Annotated in this window: 14 protein-coding genes; 10 read left to right on the forward strand and 4 right to left on the reverse strand. The window is 42.5% G+C overall.

Annotated elements, in window-relative coordinates; genetic code table 11:
• Positions 1-62: 62 nt before the first annotated feature.
• The 7 genes from tgt (at position 63) to DRB05_RS15200 (ending at position 7,834) form a co-directional block, all read left to right on the forward strand.
• Positions 63-1,202, forward strand: coding sequence for a tRNA guanosine(34) transglycosylase Tgt (gene tgt / locus DRB05_RS15170; protein WP_128727686.1), 1,140 nt, complete (start codon positions 63-65; stop codon positions 1,200-1,202).
• A gap of 20 nt (positions 1,203-1,222) precedes the next feature.
• Positions 1,223-1,561: a preprotein translocase subunit YajC gene (yajC, locus tag DRB05_RS15175; RefSeq protein ID WP_010374166.1), complete on the forward strand. Its 339-nt coding sequence runs from the start codon at positions 1,223-1,225 to the stop codon at positions 1,559-1,561.
• 24 nt (positions 1,562-1,585) lie between these two features.
• Entirely contained in the window at positions 1,586-3,445 is a 1,860-nt protein-coding gene (secD, locus tag DRB05_RS15180; RefSeq protein WP_128727687.1) for a protein translocase subunit SecD, read from the forward strand.
• Between the two features lie 9 nt (positions 3,446-3,454).
• Complete coding sequence (gene secF / locus DRB05_RS15185; RefSeq protein ID WP_128727688.1) at positions 3,455-4,399, forward strand: protein translocase subunit SecF; 945 nt, start codon at positions 3,455-3,457, stop codon at positions 4,397-4,399.
• Between the two features lie 132 nt (positions 4,400-4,531).
• Positions 4,532-5,059 carry a hypothetical protein gene (locus tag DRB05_RS15190; RefSeq protein ID WP_128727689.1) on the forward strand — a complete coding sequence of 176 codons (528 nt, stop codon included), beginning with the start codon at positions 4,532-4,534 and terminating at the stop codon, positions 5,057-5,059.
• A gap of 112 nt (positions 5,060-5,171) precedes the next feature.
• On the forward strand, positions 5,172-6,953 hold the full coding sequence (locus DRB05_RS15195) for a bifunctional diguanylate cyclase/phosphodiesterase (RefSeq protein ID WP_128727690.1): 1,782 nt from the start codon (positions 5,172-5,174) through the stop codon (positions 6,951-6,953).
• A 77-nt stretch (positions 6,954-7,030) separates the two neighbouring features.
• Positions 7,031-7,834 (forward strand): transporter substrate-binding domain-containing protein, encoded by an 804-nt coding sequence (locus tag DRB05_RS15200; protein ID WP_240036258.1) that lies wholly within the window; start codon positions 7,031-7,033, stop codon positions 7,832-7,834.
• Here DRB05_RS15200 and DRB05_RS15205 read toward each other — a convergent pair.
• The 4 genes from DRB05_RS15205 to DRB05_RS15220 form a co-directional block, all read right to left on the reverse strand.
• On the reverse strand, positions 7,831-8,454 hold the full coding sequence (locus DRB05_RS15205; protein WP_235956577.1) for a hypothetical protein: 624 nt from the start codon (positions 8,452-8,454) through the stop codon (positions 7,831-7,833). The two genes, DRB05_RS15200 and DRB05_RS15205, sit on opposite strands and share 4 nt — an antisense overlap.
• Positions 8,455-8,801: 347 nt before the next feature.
• Entirely contained in the window at positions 8,802-10,460 is a 1,659-nt protein-coding gene (locus DRB05_RS15210; protein WP_209319056.1) for a methyl-accepting chemotaxis protein, read from the reverse strand.
• A 99-nt stretch (positions 10,461-10,559) separates the two neighbouring features.
• On the reverse strand, positions 10,560-11,270 hold the full coding sequence (gene rsuA / locus DRB05_RS15215) for a 16S rRNA pseudouridine(516) synthase RsuA (RefSeq protein WP_162847794.1): 711 nt from the start codon (positions 11,268-11,270) through the stop codon (positions 10,560-10,562).
• A gap of 23 nt (positions 11,271-11,293) precedes the next feature.
• Entirely contained in the window at positions 11,294-11,623 is a 330-nt protein-coding gene (locus DRB05_RS15220; protein ID WP_128727692.1) for a 5-carboxymethyl-2-hydroxymuconate isomerase, read from the reverse strand.
• Between the two features lie 81 nt (positions 11,624-11,704).
• On the opposite strand from DRB05_RS15220, the gene DRB05_RS15225 reads away from it, so the two are divergent.
• Genes DRB05_RS15225 through DRB05_RS15235 form a run of 3 tightly spaced genes read left to right on the forward strand, consistent with a single transcriptional unit; the run spans position 11,705 to position 13,633 of the window.
• A complete protein-coding gene (locus DRB05_RS15225; protein WP_128727693.1) occupies positions 11,705-12,496 on the forward strand; it encodes a hypothetical protein in 792 nt (263 codons plus the stop codon).
• A complete protein-coding gene (locus DRB05_RS15230) occupies positions 12,480-13,103 on the forward strand; it encodes a LysE family transporter (RefSeq protein ID WP_128727694.1) in 624 nt (207 codons plus the stop codon). The genes DRB05_RS15225 and DRB05_RS15230 overlap by 17 nt, the downstream gene beginning before the upstream one ends.
• Positions 13,103-13,633, forward strand: a complete 531-nt coding sequence (locus tag DRB05_RS15235) for a gamma-glutamylcyclotransferase family protein (protein WP_128727695.1) — start codon at positions 13,103-13,105, stop codon at positions 13,631-13,633. The genes DRB05_RS15230 and DRB05_RS15235 overlap by 1 nt, the downstream gene beginning before the upstream one ends.
• Positions 13,634-13,637: the final 4 nt, after the last annotated feature.

Consider the following 13,637-nt stretch of genomic DNA (forward strand, 5'->3'; position numbering starts at 1 on the left):
AAGCATTGGCTTAGCACGTTTTTTAGTCAAAGTTGGACTGTTTTTCCGACAACGAGGTAACAATGAAATTTGAATTAGATAGCAAACAGGGTAAGGCTCGCCGAGGTCGCTTGATTTTTGACCGTGGTGTGGTAGAAACGCCTGCATTTATGCCTGTTGGTACTTACGGCACAGTAAAAGGCATGACCCCTGATGAGCTCAAAGAAACGGGCGCACATATCTGTCTAGGGAATACCTTCCACTTGATGCTAAGACCTGGCACTGAGATCATCAAACAGCATGGCGATTTGCATGATTTTATGAATTGGGATAAGCCGATTTTGACCGATTCAGGCGGCTTCCAAGTATTTAGTCTTGGTGCGATGCGTAAAATTTCGGAAGAAGGTGTGCTATTCAAGTCTCCAGTTAATGGTGAAAAGATTATGTTATCACCAGAAAAAGCAATGGAAGTACAGCGCGACTTAGGGGCAGATATCGTCATGATTTTTGATGAGTGTACGCCGTATCCTGCGACAGAAAAAGAAGCAAAAGACTCGATGGAGCTAAGCTTACGTTGGGCAAAGCGCTCTAAAGAAGCACACGGTGACAACCCTTCTGCGCTATTCGGTATTATTCAGGGGGGTATGTACCCAGAACTGCGTGCCGAGTCGCAAAAGGGCTTAGAAGAAATCGGCTTTGACGGTTATGCACTCGGTGGTTTATCAGTTGGTGAGCCAAAAGAAGACATGATCAATATTCTTGACCAATGCGCGTATAAAATGCCGGAAAACAAACCCCGCTATTTAATGGGCGTTGGCAAACCTGAAGATTTGGTTGAAGCGGTGCGTCGTGGTATCGACATGTTTGACTGTGTAATGCCAACGCGTAACGCTCGTAATGGTCACTTGTTTGTGACTGGCGGCGTGGTGAAAATCCGCAATGCAGCACACAAAACAGATACCAGCCCACTAGATGCGGAGTGTGATTGCCATACTTGTAAGAATTACTCTCGAGCGTACTTACATCACTTAGATAAGTGTAATGAAATTCTAGGCGCTCGGCTCAATACCATCCACAACTTACGTTATTATCAACGTTTGATGGAAGGAATGAGAAATGCCTTGTCTGAAGGTACATTTGATGAATTTGTCGAAGACTTTTATGCGCGCCGTGGCATTGCGGTGCCAGAGTTGGCTGACGTTGGTTTGACAGAAAATAATTAATTTATAAACGAGGAAGTGAAATGAGCTTTTTTATCTCAAACGCGCATGCTAGCACTGCAGCGGCAGCACCGGCTGGTGGTGGCATGGAAATGCTAATCATGTTAGGTATTTTTGGTCTGGTATTTTATTTTTTAATTTACCGTCCACAAGCTAAACGTGTTAAAGAGCACAAAGACCTAATGGGTGCATTAGGCAAAGGTGACGAAGTACTAACTCAAGGTGGACTTGTGGGTAAAATCACAAAAGTTGCTGATGATAAAGACTTTGTTGTAATCGCACTAAACGACCAAACTGAAGTGACAGTGCAAAAGTCAGCGGTTTCAGCAGTGTTACCTAAAGGTACAATGAAATCTCTATAAGAATAACAATAAAGGGATAGCCCAGTGTTAAACAAGTATCCAATGTGGAAGTACTTACTTGTTCTCGCTGTGTTAGCTATCGGTATTCTTTATGCCACACCTAACTTGTATGGCCGCGATCCGGCCATACAAGTATCTGGCACAAAAGGTGCTGATGCGACGCTCAGTGTACTAGATCAAGTTAACGAAACCCTACAAAAGAACGACCTTGCCGTGAAATCTTCTGCACTAGAAGATGGTCAAATCCTTGTTCGTTTTAAAAATGTTGAAGATCAGCTTAAAGCACAAGATATTCTGCGAAATAGCTTAAGCGATGATTACATTTCAGCAATCAATATGTCTCCTGCACAACCTGAGTGGTTAAAAGACTTAGGTGCAAACCCGATGAAGCTTGGTCTAGACTTAAGTGGTGGTGTTCATTTCACAATGGAAGTGGATATGGTCACGGCGATGGACAATGCACTTGAGCAAATGGAGCAAGATTTCAAGAGCGATTTGCGTGAAGAGAAATTGCGCTATCGTTCGGTACGTCGTGTCTCTAATAGTGAACGTGTACAAGTAACGATGCGTTCAGAAGAAGATAAAGACGCGGCGATGAGCTTTTTGAGAAAGCGTTACCCTGGTAACGATTTCATCAATGATAGTAGCGACAGCCTCGCTTTCTTTTCAAGCCTTAGCGACCTTAAATATAAAGAGCTGCGTGAATACGCTATCAAGCAAAACGAAACCATTATTCGTAACCGTATTAACCAACTTGGTGTTGCTGAACCTAATGTTCAACGTCAAGGTGGCGAGCGTATAATTGTTCAACTTCCAGGGGTTCAGGACACGGCTCGGGCAAAAGAAATTCTAGGTGCCACTGCGACACTTGAGTTCCGTGAAGTAGATGAAAATGCTGATGTACGTGCAGCGGCACAAGGCCGCACTCCTCCTGGCACAGAAGTGATCCCACATAAAGATGGCTATCCGGTTGTGCTTAAAAAGCGTGTTATCCTTGAAGGTACACATATCACCGGCGCGCAGTCTGGTATGGATGAATATCAGCGCCCCCAGGTGAATATCAAGCTTGATAGCAAAGGTGGGGCAAAAATGAACGCCTTCACCAAACGTGCCATCGGTAAACGTATGGCAACGGTTTTCATTGAGTACAAGCCATCAGGCAAGAAAGATGAAAACGGCAAAGCGTTACCCCCAATCAAAGTGGAAGAAGTGATTAACGTTGCAACGATTCAAGCACGTTTAAATAGCTCTTTCCGTATTACCGGAATTGATAGCCCTGCAGAGGCACATAACCTAAGCTTACTACTTCGCGCCGGTGCATTGGTTGCGCCAATTCAAATTGTTGAAGAGCGCACTGTAGGTCCAAGCCTTGGTCAGGAGAACATTGAAGCTGGTATGACAGCGGTTGTCCTTGGTTTTGCTTTTGTTCTTGCCTTTATGTTGCTGTACTACAAAGGTTTTGGTCTGGTAGCAAACCTAGCCCTTGCGGCTAACCTCATCATGATTGTAGGTGTGATGTCGATGATCCCAGGTGCTACACTGACGCTGCCTGGTATTGCCGGTATCGTGTTAACAGTTGGTATGGCTGTTGATGCAAACGTACTTATTTTTGAACGTATTCGTGAAGAAATTGCGGAAGGCCGCAGTCCACAGCAAGCCGTTCATCATGGCTACGACAGTGCATTTAGTACGATTTTTGATGCCAACATCACGACCCTAATTGCAGCAGTGATCCTTTTCTCTGTCGGTACGGGCCCAATTGCAGGCTTCGCGGTAACCTTAGCTATCGGTATCATTACTTCAATGTTTACAGCGATTGTTGGTACACGTGCGGTTATTAATGCCATTATCGGTGGCAGACGTATCACTAAGCTATCAATCTAGGAGACGGGCATGCAATTATTAAACTTAAAAAGCACTATCCGTTTTATGTCAGCAAGAAAGCTCTCAATGGCTTTCTCGGCATTGTTGATCTTGGCTTCAATTGCCTCGTTCATGGTGAAAGGGCTAAACTTTGGTTTGGACTTTACTGGTGGTACGGCAGTTGAAGTTGGGTTTTCGCAGCCTGCAGACTTAGCAAAGGTACGTAGTGTATTAGCCGAAAATGGTTTCGCTGATGCTTCTGTACAGCTTTTTGGCTCGAGCCAAGAAGTACTCGTACGACTCGCACCACGCGGAGATGATGTGAAAGCAGAGGTGTTGGGTAACCAACTCATTGCAGCGCTTAAACAAGCGGATGAAAGCGTAATTATGCGTCGCATCGAATTCGTAGGCCCGAGTGTCGGTGAAGATCTCAAGGAGCAGGGCGGTTTGGCGATGCTAACTGCGCTTATTTGTATCTTGATCTACGTTGCTTTTCGATTTGAATGGCGTTTTGCCGTAGGTGCTGTTGCAGCGTTATTTCACGATGTTGTGCTGACTATGGGGTTGTTCTCAATCTTAGGTCTTGAATTTGACTTAACGATTTTGGCGGCAATATTGGCGGTGATCGGTTACTCACTCAACGATACTATCGTTGTGTCCGACCGGATTCGTGAAAACTTCCGTAAAGTACGCATTGACGACACCTTAGAGATCATCAATATTTCACTGACCCAAACGCTTAACCGTACATTAGTGACTTCAATAACGACTATTTTAGTATTAGTTGCGTTATTCGTATGGGGTGGTCAAACCATACATGGTTTTGCAACTGCGTTATTATTCGGTGTGTTTATCGGTACCTACTCTTCTGTTTACGTTGCAAGCTCTGTTGCAGTGGCAATGGGCGTTAGTAAAGAAGATTTGATCCCGGTAGAAGTCGAAAAAGAAGGTGCAGATTTAGACGCTATGCCTTAATCATAGAATTTGACGTGATAACCGAAAGCGGCCTTCGTGCCGCTTTTTTGTTGTTGGCAAAATCTCATTTTATTGTTTCTAAAATATTACATTACTATATAATGATAATCGTTATCAATAAAGGAGATACTTATGTACAAATTTGTGATGGCGGTTGGCGCATTAACATTAATGACTGCATGCTCTAAGCAACCAGAGCTTGAGCAACAAACCGAATCTGTAACCACAGAAGCAACATCATCTTTAGCACAATACAAAGTTCAAGCTGAGGCGCTACTTGCGGATATTCGTATAGAAAAAGACGCTGCTGCACTTGAAACTCAATCAGCAGAATTAGTTACTCTTTCTCGAACCTTACTAAATGAGTTTGTTACTAAGTATCCTCAGTGCCAAACTTACCTAGATGCCTTAGATAAAGCCGCCGATATCATTCCTACTTTACCACTTGAAGAGATTGAAACTGGTTATCACGCGGATGGCAAATTACCTAAGTTTGACGACCCAGTTTGTTACCATGCCAAAGACTTATTAGTGCATCCAGCAACCGTGCAAGCGATCGCGATCAAAGGCTTTAGTGATGCTGAAGACTATAAAAGTGCAGAAATGGAAATAGTAGAAGTGATTGCACACTTTGATCAGGTAGAACGAGCGCTGAAGTAAGCGGTTGAAAATCATTCAACTGCAAATTGGGTACATTTCACCCGATTGACATATATCTGTCATATACAGTTGCTACCGTGCGCGATTATACTTTTACAGTGAGCTTGATGCTGTGGATCCTTCGCGCACGTTAGTACTTAATACAATAATAAAAGAAAAAGCTGTTTTTACTCTGTTTCAGCCAATCTACGATCTTGCGAAACGCCAAGTTTTAGGATTTGAAGCGTTGAGTCGTGGTATGTCTGGCTCGCTGTTAGAGTCTCCAGACAAACTCTTTGCGATTGCAAGTCAGCAGGAAAGGTTGTCTGAGCTGGAGATTATCTGTCGTGAAGCGGCGATTAAGCAGTTTGTCTCACTCAACCTTCCCGGTAAGTTGTTTTTAAATGTTAGCCCCAAAGCGCTACTCGAACCGAGCCACCCCAAGGGAGAAACTAGGCATCTGACCGAAGTGTATGGCCTCGATCCCAAGCGAGTCGTCATTGAAGTGACTGAGCAAGACAAAGTAGATGACGCGAATTTGCTATTAACGACAATTACCCATTATCGAGAGCTTGGATTTCAAATTGCAATTGATGATTTAGGAGCTGGCTACTCTGGCCTAAGAAAGTGGTCTGAGCTGTGTCCTGACTATGTTAAAGTCGACAGATACTTCATTGATCATTGCGACCAAAGCGTGGTGAAGCGTGAGTTTTTAAAATCTATTATTGAGCTTGCTAAAGCCACCAGCACTCAGGTTATAGCCGAAGGCATCGAGCGGGTTGAGGAGTTAAAGCTGATAGAGCAGCTCGGCATTGTAAATGCTCAAGGTTTTCTGCTCGCGAAGCCTACTCGAAAGCCACCGACAGAGCTGGCGCTGTTAAAATCTCTACATTCGGAAGTTCGATCCAGTTTTAATCAATTTGAACAATCAATGGCTATCGGCTGGCTTGCCAAAGAAGCCAGTGCAATCCATGAATGTACGCAATGTATCGATGCTCATAGGTTGTTCGAACAAGATCGTAAGCTTACCAGCCTTGCCGTAGTAAACGATGCTAGGGAGCCTGTGGGGCTGCTACACAGAGATCAACTAACAGAGGTTTTCGCTGCACCATATGGACATGCGCTTTTTGATAAAAAATCAGTCGTTAAATTGATGGATAAACAGCCATTAGTGGTGGATGAGCAGCAAGAGTTAGATACGGTTAGTAAGCAAATAACCGACCATGAATTTGATATTCGACGTCATATTATTATTACCAGAGATAGTCGTTATCTTGGCTTAGCGCCGCTGAGAGACATACTCAAGCACATCACAGAAGAAAAAATTCGTCACGCCCAACATGCCAATCCACTAACTATGTTGCCAGGCAATGTAGCGATAAATGAGGCTATTGAACAAAGGCTGCGTTCACATCATGACTTTTCTCTTGCATATATCGATCTAAATCATTTTAAGCAGTTTAATGATTTATATGGATATGCCAGTGGCGATAGCGTAATTAAGCTACTTGCTGAAGTGACAGTTGATGTATGTGCACAGAGCTCAAGTTTTGTTGGACATATCGGAGGTGACGATTTTATGGTGGTGTTCGATAACAAGGACGCAGAGGAATTATGTCATGAGATCATCTCTCAGTTTGAGTTTAAGTCAAAAGCTTTCTTCACCCCGGAACACGTTAGTGCTGGTGGTTATTGGGCTACAAATCGTGAAGGGCAAAAACAATTTGTGCCTTTACTCACTCTATCGATTGGCTTAGTGAGACCGGATTTACAGCACTGTATCAATTCACACCAAGTCGCTGCTTTGGCAACAGACGCAAAGAAAGAAGCCAAACGCTATCGTAATAGTTATTTGTTCGTCTGTAATCGTCGAAAACCCACAGTATCGACTGTACGACTTGAAAATGTAGGTTGACTATATCTTTAATTACGCAATAGTGATATCAATCAACATGAGTGGTTGTAGTATTGTTTACCCCAATTGAGGGTCGTATGATGATGTTAAAGTTGAGTGTAATGGTCACTGTTTTGATGTTTCAAAGCACAGGTATTGCAGCGCAAACGTCAGAGTTAATCTATGTCGCGAAAGAAGCGCGAACCTTGTACGATCGCGATCTCTATCTCTATGAATTATTAGAAAAGGCGCTCGTTGCAGCCAAGTACTCAGCTCAAATTGAGCATATCAAGGTCCATCCTCATCAACAGCGTACGCTGATGGCACTAAGTCGAGGAAAAGTTGATCTTCATTGGTCGATGACCAGTCCCGCGCGTGAGCAAATCGCTATTCCCATTAAGATTCCCTTGTATGGTGGACTTATTGGTAAACGCGTGCTGATTGTCCATAAAGATGTTTATCCAGCGATAAAAACGGTTCGTTCGCTTGATGAATTAAAGCGCTTTACCGCGGTACAAGGACACGATTGGCCCGATACTAAAATTCTTAGTTATAACGGTTTGAAGGTCAGGCCCATTTCCGATTATCAAACCATGTTTAATTTGATTGCGGATAAGAAAGCGGATTATTTTCCACGCTCGGTGATTGAGGCAAATTCAGAATTAATCGCACAAAATAACGAGAACCTCATGATTGTACCTGATTTTCATCTAATGTATTCAACCGCCTTTTACTTCTTTGTAAACAAAGACAAACAAACGTTGGCAGAGGCTTTAGAAGAGGGTCTTAGCAAACTTAGTGAGTCTGGTGAACTGCAGTTATTAAAACAAAAATATGGCCTAAGCAAGCACCCAGATAGCACAGCTATTACGCTGAGCAATCCATATTTTTCTGAAAACTAACGCTTCTTTCTTAAGCTCGGTAGTGCGTAATCGTACTCTTCTTTATAGGTGATCGCGGCTAAGATCAGCAAAGTTAAGCAATTTGCACTGTAAATCAGGTAACCACTGACATCAAAGCTGTAGAAGAAAAATGTCATGTCTACACCTTTGGCATTTCTGAAATAATTTTCGACTAACGCAGCGAAACTCATAAATATACTTAGCATTGCAAGCCAAGGCATAATTGCATCAGCAAAAGTGTAACGAGTTTTTAATTTGGGGAATAGCTTTTTGGTAATTTCAACGCGATAAGTAAGTGGAAATATAACCAGTAAGCTAATGACAAAGTGTGTTCCGAAAATAAGTGTATTTTGTAATAGCCGTTGGTCTTTGTCTGAAGAGTCTAGGCTAATCAAACCGGAAGAAAATACGAGCGTCTCTAAGGTAAACGGTACCAAAGCTAACACAGATAAAGCGCAAATATTAATGTCTTTTAATCTAGCGCCTAAAATAAAGATAGTTGAGACAATAAGCCCATAAATTACATAGAAGTGAAAGCGAATATCGTACAAGACCAGGAGACCTACTGCCAAAATTGCATAAGGTATCAGTAGATCTCCTAACGAGAAATTTTTCTTCATCGCACAGTACTAATCTTTACCGGCTTCTTTCTCTGCTTGAGGGTGAGTAGGCTCATAAATACCACCACCAGAAACTTTTTTGCACTCTTTTAAATTTAACTTTTGCATTATCATAGTCCTTATTGAGTATACTTGGTTCTCAAGTAATCATGTCATTTGGGATTTATAGTTAATTGTGATACACACAATTTCGGAAGATACGAGCCAGACTACTCAACTGAAACTTCCGACATGTACAAACTTAACACCAAATAAACACAAGGTGAATGGAAAATTAAATAATTTTTTTTTATCATAGCCTATTAAATTTTTAATATATATAACTAACTGAAACTTAATGTTTATTTTTAAATTTTAAATTTAGCCATCTCAGTCTCCAGATTTCCAGATAGAGACTTGATGGTGTCGGTTGCTTCATGTGCCTTCTCTGACACATTGGCTGTTTGTGATGCTGTGTCTGAAATAACAATAATCCGCTTCGCAGTATCTTCCCCTGCATTTAACTGTTCTTTTGCTGCTTGTGCAATCTGATGACTCATGTGCGAAATGGATTTAAGAGAGTCTGCAACTTGTACAAGCGCTTGCGAAGCTTTGGCAGACATACTCACTGTTTTTTCACTGGTTGCAATACTCAAACTAACGGAAGCTTTTGCGTCTTGTGTTGCACTTTGCAGCTTAGTGATCATGGTACGGATCTCTTCTGTGCTGGTTTGAGTACGTTGAGCAAGTTGTCTCACTTCGTCAGCAACAACGGCAAAACCACGGCCTTGCTCTCCCGCTCGTGCCGCTTCTATCGCGGCATTTAACGCAAGTAAATTAGTTTGTTCGGCAATAGATTGGATAACGGTAAGTACATGAGCAATATTTGATACTTCTTCATCTAGCACTTGGATGTTATTACCAGCGCTGTCAATTTGTTGCTCCAATAAAGCGATTTCGGTTGCTGTCTGTGCTGTCAGTTTGTCGGCTGTATTTCCCTGCTTTTCAGCCTCTTGAACTGAATTCGCAGCTTGTTCAGCATGCTCAACCACGGCTTGTGCTGATGCCGTAAGCTCGGTTATTGCAGAAGCCACCATTTGAGTCTCTGCATTTAAGCTGTGAGTTAAATTCTCCAGCTCTACGGATCGCACTTCACTGTCTGAAGTTTGATTCTGAAGTGCCTCTGCTGCTTCTTTTAGACCCTCAACGACCCCTTTTAAGCCACCTTGCATATAAGCCATAGCAGCCAAAATACTATAATCTTTGCAGTCAGTAGTATTGATTGGTGTAGTCAGATTTCCTCTAGAAACATGTTTTACGATTTCGAGTACATCATTGATTTCGGCACCCAGTTTATTGTTGAGCGACAGTCCAAATCGCGCAAGTGCGGTGGTTAATGCAACGGCAACAGCTAAAGAAAGTGCCACTAGCCAAATCGCAGTATCCCAATAGCGATCGTTTACTTCTTTGTAGCTAATACCTGTACCTACGTACCACCCAAACCCCGGAGTCTTTTGTACCACTGAAGTAAGGTCGACAACTTCTCCATCTCGTAGTGAAGTCCAATTGTAGGTAATGATCCGATCAAACTGGTTACTGACCAAGCGCTTAACCATGCTGCCAATGCTTTTGCCGTCAGCATCTTTAAACTCATTAAAGCTGGTGTTGTGTAATTGGGGGTCGTGAGGTGTCGCTACAAAGTCCATTTTCTCATTAACAACGTACACATACTCAGAATCATGGTATTTGTTTTCTCTTAGAACCTGAATAGCCATTTCTTTTGCCTGCTGCTCCGTCAGTTTTCCTTGCTCTGCAAAGCGCTCAAATTGTTTAACTATATTAACGGTGCTTTTCATTAACTGATTGATACGCGCAATATTATCGCTTTCACTGGCATGGCGTAGAGCTTGAAGGCCTACAAAAGCAACGGCAAGTAAGGATACAAATATTGCGGCGGCAAAGGTAATTATTTTTGTTTTTAACGTGAAACTAGAAAACACAGGATCGCCCCCTAAAAATACTCTCATTACATGATTTAGCACGTTTAGGGGGAGTTTGTAAGTAGGTTAATGCTCTATGCGGACTATTTTGAGATGATATTTACTCATACTACACAAATAGGATAACTAGCTTGCATTAATTATGCTTATTTCTTCATCAGTTAACGGGCGATATTCACCTTCAGCAAGGGTTGGATCAAGCTCGATCCCCGCAATATTTTCTCTATGAAGTTCAACTACTTGGTTACCTACTGCGGCAAGCATACGTTTTACTTGGTGGTATTTCCCTTCGCAAATAGACAAGCGTAGTGCAAATTTATCAATAAGCTCTGCTTTTGCTGGCAGGGTTGCTTGTTTTTCACCATGTAACTCAACACCTTGTTCAAGCTGGGCTAGCGCTTCTTCAGTGAGTTCGTCACGACTTTCTAGTACATAGGTTTTAAACTTCTGCTTTTTTGGTGAGGTGATTTGATGAGACCAATCCCCGTCATTTGTGAGCAGCACCAAACCCGTCGTATCGATGTCCAGTCTACCTGCAACATGAAAATCTTTTAAGTTAGGTTCTTCGATTAAATCGAACACAGTTGGGTGTAATTCATCACTATTTGCACACACATAACCTTGTGGCTTGTTCAGCATATAGTAGCGTAAACCCAAATACTCTAAGCGTTTGCCATCGAAAGTAATATGGTCTGCTGGGGTGACTTGGATATCACCTTTCTTGACGATATTGCCATTAACGGTAACGAGACCTTTTTTAATATTAATTTTGACCTTGCTGCGTGGCATCTCTGCAACGTGGCTCAAAAATTTCTCCAATCTACATGGAAATTTCATAGCTAAATAACTCGAATAATAAATTAGTTTTTGCGGTAAATATCGGATAATAAATCATAGCAATGGGCACTAAGTGCGAAATTTTCACCGACTTTTGCAATTAAAAGCTTGAGTGCCTCATTTATAAGGGTTTGTTTCTGTTCCAGTGTTCGGCCTTCCATTAAATGGATCTGGAGGTGAATAAACCCCTTTTTGTCATTGCCAAGCTGAAAATGCTCAAAAGCAACAGCGCGGGTTTTGACGGAATTTGGTTCAAACAAGCCACACGCACAAGCAAATTGCTGCACCTGTGATACTAACGCCTCGGTTTCAATTGGCAAATTAGCTGAGTGTTCGAGAATAAAGTGTGGCATGTGAAACTCCATGTTTTTGCATTAGGCTCAGAGTTTATGCTATTTATCAGGGGTTATTCCAGAAAAGAGTGAATTATTAGCATGCTGTCCTTATTTAAAGTCTCACCTTTGCTTAGCGATGAAGAAACCCAATGGTTAATTGATACCTTTGTCTGGGCATTTGAGCATTTTGATGGCGAGTACTTTTTAAATGAAACGCAGATCATTACTCCGACTCCCAGTTGTTTTCCTGAGCCGGTATCCAGTATTGAAGAAATGGCGGCAGTGGTTTTCTCCCGAGTAAAGTCCTATGCAGGGTTACAGCAGTGGCCAATCACTTTAGTTGCGCCTGAACGCATGCTCGCGTCGACCAGCATGACTAAGTTAAACATTGCAGGGCGTTGGCGCGGTGAGCAAGCGGTTATCGTTGAACCGGCTGCGCCTATTTTGATTTCTTATAATCCCAATCAAATAAATCAGCCTCAAGATCTGATCGCCAGTTATGCAGGTGTCATGGCAAAAGTTCTAATTTTACAGCGTGGCGTGTTACCTCCAGGTGGGGAAGCGCAACTAGACGCAGCTTGTGATGTGCTAGCGAGCTTTTTCGGCTTTGGGGTCATGGTGTCTAATACTGTATATCACTTTAGGGGAGGATGTGGTTCTTGCTACAACCAATATGCTAACCGAAAAGCTGCACTGACGGAGCAGCAAAGTGTTTTTGTACACGCCCTAGTATGTCATTTTAAAGGAGTGAAAGATGGTCATAAGCATCTTAAGTCACATCTTGTAAGTCAGTATAAAAAGGCCAAAAAGCAAATTAATACCTTAATGAATAACTCAGAGCGGGGTGATTTACTGGCCTTACAGGAGCATGCACATGCTCGCTTATCTTGATGAGTTTATTTTAATTGCGCTGGCACATTTTTTTGCTGTCGCAAGCCCTGGTCCTGATTTTGCGATAGTGCTTAAACAAAGTGTACAGCAGGGTAGAGCAAATGCCCTTTGGACGAGTTTTGGGGTTGGCCTTGGTATTTTAGTACATGTCAGTTATTGCTTATTGGGAGTTGCGTTACTGCTATCTCAATCTGAAACCTTGTTCACAGCAGTAAAATACATAGCCGCGCTTTACCTAGCTTACCTTGGGGTCCAAGCGTTGCGGTATGCAAAACCCAATTCAGAGCAAGAAAATATTACTGAACACGCTGTTACTGAGTCTAATTGGACTGCGTTAAAACGAGGCTTCTTGGTCAATGCCTTAAATCCCAAAGCAACGCTGTTTTTCTTATCGCTTTTTACCTTAGTGATTGAGCCAACCACACCAAGCAGTGTGCAGTTGTTTTACGGCGTTTATATGGCTTTGGCTACCTGGGCTTGGTTTTCATTTTTATCTTTAGTTTTATCAAAAACTACGGTAAGACAATTTTTTCGTCGTGCAGGACATTGGTTTGATCGCGGGATTGGTGTGATCATGTTATTGCTTGCAGTAAGATTGGTGATCTAATGAGTGACAAACACATTATTAACTTTAGCTTTGGTTCAAATATGTCGACCGCACGTCTGCTGGCTCGCTTACCACAAGCGAAGCTACTTGGAGTGGGGAAATTGCATGGCTATCGGCTGACTTTCGATATGTTGAGCACCGATGGTTCAGCCAAGTGCAGTATTACGCCAAGCAATGAAGCAAATAGCCACGTTTATGGTGTTTTGTATGGGCTAGATGAACAAGAAAAAGCGCGTTTGGACGATATTGAAGGGGAGCGCTACCACTGTCATTGTTTACCTGTTGAAAGGCAAGATGGCGGTATGGTGGACGCCTGGTGCTATATTGCTAACACCTTTGTGGAGCATCAATTACCTTTCGATTGGTACGTACATCATGTGTTGGCCGGGGCAAAGGAGCATCGGTTTCCAACCAGCTATTTACAGGCTATTTCGGCACAATCACACGTTACAGATAATAATAGCGACAGACAACAACAAGAATTAGCCATCTACCACTGTGATACTACAAAGTTAAACCTTAAGGCTTAACTCG

Source organism: Pseudoalteromonas sp. A757 (assembly GCF_004103285.1).
Classification (GTDB): Bacteria; Pseudomonadota; Gammaproteobacteria; order Enterobacterales; family Alteromonadaceae; genus Pseudoalteromonas; species Pseudoalteromonas galatheae.

What these genes read in the sequence shown, in the direction of transcription:
- tgt (WP_128727686.1), top strand. Translation starts at nt 63, where the DNA reads ATGAAATTTGAATTAGATAGCAAACAGGGTAAGGCTCGCCGAGGTCGC.
- yajC (WP_010374166.1), top strand. Translation starts at nt 1,223, where the DNA reads ATGAGCTTTTTTATCTCAAACGCGCATGCTAGCACTGCAGCGGCAGCA.
- secF (WP_128727688.1), top strand. Translation starts at nt 3,455, where the DNA reads ATGCAATTATTAAACTTAAAAAGCACTATCCGTTTTATGTCAGCAAGA.
- DRB05_RS15190 (WP_128727689.1), top strand. Translation starts at nt 4,532, where the DNA reads ATGTACAAATTTGTGATGGCGGTTGGCGCATTAACATTAATGACTGCA.
- DRB05_RS15200 (WP_240036258.1), top strand. Translation starts at nt 7,031, where the DNA reads ATGATGATGTTAAAGTTGAGTGTAATGGTCACTGTTTTGATGTTTCAA.
- DRB05_RS15205 (WP_235956577.1), bottom strand. Translation starts at nt 8,454, where the DNA reads ATGAAGAAAAATTTCTCGTTAGGAGATCTACTGATACCTTATGCAATT.
- DRB05_RS15210 (WP_209319056.1), bottom strand. Translation starts at nt 10,460, where the DNA reads ATGAGAGTATTTTTAGGGGGCGATCCTGTGTTTTCTAGTTTCACGTTA.
- rsuA (WP_162847794.1), bottom strand. Translation starts at nt 11,270, where the DNA reads ATGAAATTTCCATGTAGATTGGAGAAATTTTTGAGCCACGTTGCAGAG.
- DRB05_RS15220 (WP_128727692.1), bottom strand. Translation starts at nt 11,623, where the DNA reads ATGCCACACTTTATTCTCGAACACTCAGCTAATTTGCCAATTGAAACC.
- DRB05_RS15225 (WP_128727693.1), top strand. Translation starts at nt 11,705, where the DNA reads ATGCTGTCCTTATTTAAAGTCTCACCTTTGCTTAGCGATGAAGAAACC.
- DRB05_RS15230 (WP_128727694.1), top strand. Translation starts at nt 12,480, where the DNA reads ATGCTCGCTTATCTTGATGAGTTTATTTTAATTGCGCTGGCACATTTT.
- DRB05_RS15235 (WP_128727695.1), top strand. Translation starts at nt 13,103, where the DNA reads ATGAGTGACAAACACATTATTAACTTTAGCTTTGGTTCAAATATGTCG.